The sequence below is a fragment of the Absiella sp. AM09-50 genome (genome assembly GCF_003433845.1).
In the GTDB taxonomy this organism is placed as follows: Bacteria; Bacillota_I; Bacilli_A; order Erysipelotrichales; family Erysipelotrichaceae; genus Hoskinsella; species Hoskinsella hominis.
The window spans coordinates 1-532 of record NZ_QVFI01000080.1; the positions used below are offsets into that span (position 1 = coordinate 1).

The 532-nt window shown below is 38.0% G+C and carries 1 protein-coding gene; it reads right to left on the reverse strand.

Translation table 11 applies throughout. From position 1 onward, the window contains the following. Positions 1 to 76: 76 nt before the first annotated feature. Positions 77 to 532, reverse strand: a 456-nt coding sequence (locus tag DW114_RS21170; protein WP_147323146.1) for a putative PEP-binding protein, incomplete at its 5' end; no start/stop codon positions are given.

The window sequence follows — 532 nt, forward strand, 5'->3', positions numbered from 1 at the left end:
ATCTTCTTTATACGGTCTTTTATCATGCACAAAAAAAGCCATAGCATTACGCTATAGCTTTTATATATAATATTTTTTAGTCTACTGCTTTTTTAACAAGGTCTAATACTTCTTCTGCTGTAGCTAATTTCAATGCTTCTTCAGCAAGTTTTGCGGCTTCATTCTTATCTAAGCTTGTGACCATCTTACGTGCTTTCAGGATCTGAGTAGCTGACATTGAGAATTCATCTAATCCCATACCTAATAACAATGGTACTGCATATGGTTCACCAGCCATGGCACCACACATACCAGCCCATTTACCTTCTTTGTGAGCACCATCGATTGTCATTTTGATCAAACGAAGTACAGATGGGTTATATGGCTGATACAAGTAAGAAACATGTTCACTCATACGGTCAGCTGCCATAGAGTACTGAATCAAGTCATTCGTACCAATTGAGAAGAAGTCTGCTTCTTTTGCAAAGTTATCTGCATTAACAGCTGCTGCAGGAATTTCTACCATCATACCAACTTCGATGTTATCAGCTAC